Origin of the sequence: Columbia Basin potato purple top phytoplasma (genome assembly GCF_028595955.1) — a bacterium.
Taxonomy (GTDB): domain Bacteria; phylum Bacillota_I; class Bacilli_A; order Acholeplasmatales; family Acholeplasmataceae; genus Phytoplasma.
Window position 1 is genome coordinate 1 of the sequence record NZ_JANHJP010000011.1, and the last position, 4689, is coordinate 4689.

Here is a 4689-nt window from a genome sequence, read left to right on the forward strand (position 1 = left end):
CAATTATCTTTATAAATTATTTTAAATATATCAACTATTATAACTCTAAAAGATTTTTTATTGGATAAATAAGCGCTTCAGCGCGTTCTTCTTTTTGTTTAATACATAATATTTTAATACTTGGTAAGGCAATTAATTTAAAATTAAAGTTGTTTTAATGATGCAAATAAATTAAAAAATAAAATTACCTAAAAAAGAAGTTTTATTATATCGATAAATAATAATGATATGAAAAATGATAATGCGATAATATCAAATATCGAGTATCATTATCATTATCGATATAAAATATCAAATATCACTCCTTAAATAAGCTTTTTGTTAAAAAGGATATATGAAAAGTAACATGGTAACAAAGTGGTAATAAGATGGTAATAAAACGGTAATAAAGTGGTAATAAAAAGGTAACTTAATGGTAATAAAATGGTAATTTTATAAATTATTTATTTGTTTTTAATTCTTTTTTATTTAAATTGGATAAATAACCAGAACGTAACTTTTTCACCCGATAACCTTGTTTATCTTTTGTTAAAAAAGATTGAAGATATTTTAAATCTTCTTTTCGATAATAAATAATGTTTAACCCTTTTGTATAGTTAGTTTTCGTGGGTTTCTGATATTTATCTAGCTTTTGAGGGTCTAATTGATATAATTGTAAAGTTTCTAACTTATTGACATCAATTTTCCCAATCAATTCTTTCACTTGATTTTTAGTTTCATTTTGGTAGTTAATTTGAAATAGTAGATAGAGGTGTTTAAGGAGTTTATTTTGGCTTTTAATAGGGGTTAAATCAGAAAGTAATAGTTTACTATTACTAGAAGAAAAATTATCATTAATTAAGGTGATTTTCGTTTTTTTCATTTCTTCTAAGATGTGAGGATCGACAAAGAGAGTTTGGTTTTTCGGGCGATAATTGGCTTCTTGGTAGGTATTTTTCTTTTTAGAATGAGCAATAATAGTGAGATTGATTAAATCTTCTTTTAATATTTTTAAAAAGTTTTTAATTTGAGTTAAATCGTTAGGGGTGGTTTTCGTGTTCCAACCCCCGATTCTAATTTCTTGACTAGTTTCGTTTTTCATCTTTTTTCTCCTTTAGGTTGGTTGTTTGTTATAAAAATAAATAATCCCTAATTTGCGAAAATAAAATCGCAAAATTTAGGGGTATATAACGCGTTTATGGGGGTATTTTAATGTATTTATATGCGTATAGATGTTATATATTGGTGTAACAAAGTAATAATTTTAATTAATTACTTCAACTTTGTCTTCTCCAAAGAAATGAACGGCTAAATCAACGATAATTTTCTTTTTGGCCTCTTCATAAGTAATGTATGGAGCTAAAAAACATTTTTGGTAAGCTTCTTTTCCGTATTGACGTAATAAATCATCGACATCTTTACAAGTTTGGTCGTAAGGGGGTAAAATCCTTCTGATTTCATAAGGGATTTGATGTGAGGTTAGTTGTTCTCCTAAGGCTTCGCTTCGTTTTCGGCCTGTTTCGTCGTTATCTAAGGCGATAATGACTTTGATATTTTCTTTTTTTAGAATTTCTATTTGTGATTGAGAAAGTAGTTGGGCGACACAAATGAGACCGACCACGTTTTTAATCTCGTTTTGCCAACAACTAATGACATCAAAAAAACCTTCATGAATGATAATGGTTTTTGTTTGTTTGATAGAAGGTAAGGCTTCAAAAAAACGATAACTAAAATGAAAGGTCGGGGTTTGACTAAAATTAGTTAAAGCTTGGTATTTAGGTTGAAAGTAAGAAACTTCACGGAAATGGTTTTGATAAAAATGAAAAGTTTGATGATAACCATTTTCAATGGGGATAATGATGGAACCATGAAAAGTATCATGAAAATATTTTTTACATTGTTGACTGGTTTTTTTTTGATAAAACCATATTCAACTAATTTATCGATATTAATATTTTTCTTTTTACAATAATTTATTAGGCTAAAAGATAAAGGTTTATTAGATAACGGGGCGTAACCTAGTTTAAATTCTTTGATGGTTTCTAGAGTTAATTTTCTTTTTTGAGTTAAATAAGTTAATCCTGGTTGACTTTCGTTATTTCGGTTGGAAGTCAATAAATAATGATAATAATCTCTAATTTGGTTGAATAAGGGTGAGATTTCTTTAAATAATTGTTTCTTTTTGATATTAATTTTTTGTTCGTCAATTGGTTGTTTTGGTTTCATTGGAAGATATGGTTGTTGAAAAGGGTTAATAGTTGTTTTAGTGATTATTTTTTCTTGTTGACTTAAGGTTTTAAATTCGCGAGAATTCATAAATCCTGCTATTCTGTAAATCACTTCATGAAAGGATTTAATTTGACGGATAGCTATATAAACATCAATAATATCGAAATCTTTTCCACATTTCCAACAATGAATTTTATTAGTAGAAGTGAAATGACAACAAGTGGGATTTTTTCCTTGATGAATGGGACAAGGAAAACGGTGGTTGATATTAAAATTAAATGGTAAAATTTTTAATTTTTTTAATAAAACCGACATGGGGAAATGGGTTTGAATGTGTTTTATTTTTTCTTGATAATTCATTGAGTTTTCTCCTTAATAACTTTCTAAGGGATAAGGTAAAATATAACCGATTTCTTGGAAGTTTTGGGTACTCATTTCAAAGTGATAAACTAAGTTTTTTTTCGTACCACTTCGATTCTTTTTAATAGCTAATTCAATGATTTTTTGAGATTCGTTATTTTTTGATTCTAAATATAATTGATTACAATTTTGATTATAGATATTTAAGGGTTTTTCTTGGTCTTTGGATAGTTTGGGTTGAAATTCAGACATCATTAAGATGATATCGGAGTTGGTTTCGATGCCACCACTTCCTTTTAAAGCGGTGATTTCAGGGGATTTACCTTGGTAATTACTGTATGTATCTCTCGAAAATTGTGAGAGAATGATAATGACGATGTTTAATTCAATCGCTAATTGTTTGAGTTTCGTCATTATTTCGTCAATGGCGAGACGATCATTTTCTAAATGATTACTAGCTTTAGTAATTTGGAGATGGTCGATGACAATTATTTCAGCTTTGTTTTCTAAATGTAAACGATAAACTAAATCAATGACATAATCGATGCTTTTGCTTTTATCGTAACTAAATGATAAGTTAAGTTTGGAAAAAAATTGTTGAGCGTTATTCATTCTTTCCGTGTAATTATGTTGTGTGATGTTTGAATCTTCGAAATTTTTATCTAAAATAACATCTAAAGGAATTTTAGTTATGTGGGCTAATAAACGACTTAAATTTTCTTCTAAGGTCATTTCATAAGAAAAAACTAAGAGATGAGGATGATGATGAGTTTCTTGATATTTAGTTTTAGTGATATCTAACAAAAGATTATAAACAAAAGTTGTTTTTCCTAAACCTGTATAACCGCCAATGGTGATGATTTGACCCTTTTTAAAGCCTTTGGTGGCTTGATTTAATCCTTTGAAGGTTTCCGATAAACGATAATATTCTTCTTGGATTTTTTGTTTAGATTCTTTAGTTAAATTGAAAAATTCAGGATGACAAGAAGCCATTTGGTTTAAAGTTAATAAGGTTTTATCTGATTTGTGGGGAATGAAAGCCATAAATTTTCTTAATTTATCAAAGATTTCTTTGTAATATAAGTGCTTATGATAAGGATCTTTATTGTCAAAAGAAGGACTGATGATTTTTAAGAGTTGTTGGAATAGTTTTTCTTGGGTATAGGTGTGTTTTAAGTTATCTAAGAAATCAAGATTATTTTCTTCATTAACATCATTACTTAAAAAAAATAATGATTCTTTCGTAAAGTTATCTTGGGGAAAATGGGTTTGAAGATAGGTGAGTAATTCTTGGATAATCTCCGTTTGAGATTTGATTTTATCAAAGGGATGAGTATTTGTCTGGTTTAAAGTTAAATATTTTAAGGCCTGAAAGATTTTTGTATGTTGTTTATCTAAAAAAGATTGTGGATTAATGAGCTGAAAATAAAAACTTAATTTCTCAGCTTTATTTTGGTTCAGATAGGAAATGATTTGTTTTAACGCTTTTTGTTCGTTGGTTAACATTTTATATTAACTCCTTTTTTATTTTTTAATCATGTTAATATCACTAAAAGGGAGGAATTGGTGAGTAAGTAGAGTTTTTAAAAAGACATTCGCTTGCGGTGAAAAACAATCGATCACTTGGTTAATTCCTGGGATTTTCCCTTGATTGATTTTCTTATTTAATCTTTGAGTTTCCACGGCGTTGTTGGTTAATAAATAAAATTCAAAACGAGTATCTAGTTTTTTGAGTTGTTGGGCTTCTACCATGGCTTGTTTGTATCGATCACGAAGACATGTTTTAAAATTAAAAGCGATAATTCTTTTTGTTTTCGTAAATAACACTAAATCAAATTTAATGTCGGGGATAAAAAATAAATAAGCTTGAGGATATAAATTGATGATTCCTTGGTTTTGACAATAGAGTAAAATTAAGTATTCGTTGATTTTGCCACGGATGACTTTTTGACTTTGTGAGTGATAGTTGTTATTAATTAAATATTGATTAAGTAAATGGTGATGATGACACATATATTCATGAAAATTAAGTAAAAATGATGATTTATGAAAAAGTTTTTTTAAAATATTAACACATTGAGTGTTGATATTGAATTGTTTAATGTGGTAAAAATCTTCGTT

At 27.7% G+C, this 4689-nt stretch carries 3 protein-coding genes and 1 pseudogene; all 4 read right to left on the reverse strand.

Annotated features, from left to right (window positions below):
- Positions 1-439 precede the first annotated feature (439 nt).
- On the reverse strand, positions 440-1081 hold the full coding sequence (locus M8044_RS02240; protein ID WP_273585431.1) for a phase variable surface lipoprotein: 642 nt from the start codon (positions 1079-1081) through the stop codon (positions 440-442).
- Between the two features lie 162 nt (positions 1082-1243).
- A pseudogene (locus M8044_RS02245) lies at positions 1244-2568 on the reverse strand (toprim domain-containing protein).
- Positions 2569-2580: 12 nt separating this feature from the next.
- Positions 2581-4074 carry a replicative DNA helicase gene (locus M8044_RS02250; protein ID WP_273585432.1) on the reverse strand — a complete coding sequence of 498 codons (1494 nt, stop codon included), beginning with the start codon at positions 4072-4074 and terminating at the stop codon, positions 2581-2583.
- 18 nt (positions 4075-4092) lie between these two features.
- A partial coding sequence (locus M8044_RS02255; protein WP_273585433.1) for a hypothetical protein occupies positions 4093-4689 on the reverse strand: 597 nt, incomplete at its 5' end.

Excerpts from the sequence above, each read along its gene's own strand:
- M8044_RS02240 (WP_273585431.1), bottom strand. The coding sequence starts at position 1,081 with ATGAAAAACGAAACTAGTCAAGAAATTAGAATCGGGGGTTGGAACACG.
- M8044_RS02250 (WP_273585432.1), bottom strand. The coding sequence starts at position 4,074 with ATGTTAACCAACGAACAAAAAGCGTTAAAACAAATCATTTCCTATCTG.